The organism is Elizabethkingia argenteiflava (assembly GCF_009904105.1).
GTDB lineage: Bacteria > Bacteroidota > Bacteroidia > Flavobacteriales > Weeksellaceae > Elizabethkingia > Elizabethkingia argenteiflava.
Window position 1 is genome coordinate 1 of the sequence record NZ_JAAABJ010000388.1, and the last position, 255, is coordinate 255.

Below are 255 nucleotides of genomic sequence, written 5' to 3' on the forward strand. Positions count from 1 at the left end.
ATTTGGAAAAAGATTCATCAATTTCGTTATTGGTGACAGAAGTCATCAAACTGCAGAAGAGTTTTGGGAAACAATAAAACAACACAAAATGGAGAAGATAGCAAGTGATCACTGGAAAAGCTACCAAGGCATTGTTGCTAAAGAGAAGCATCTTCAGACAAAAGCAGAAACATTTACCGTAGAAGCTTATAATAATTTGTTTAGGCATTTTTTAGCAAGAATGAGAAGAAAGTCCAAATGCTATTCTAAAAAAAT

General features: G+C 32.9%; 1 protein-coding gene. It reads left to right on the forward strand.

The features are described 5' to 3' along the window. Positions 1-16: 16 nt before the first annotated feature. Positions 17-255: IS1 family transposase (locus GNY06_RS15565; protein WP_394350827.1), on the forward strand; the 239-nt coding region annotated here is incomplete at its 3' end.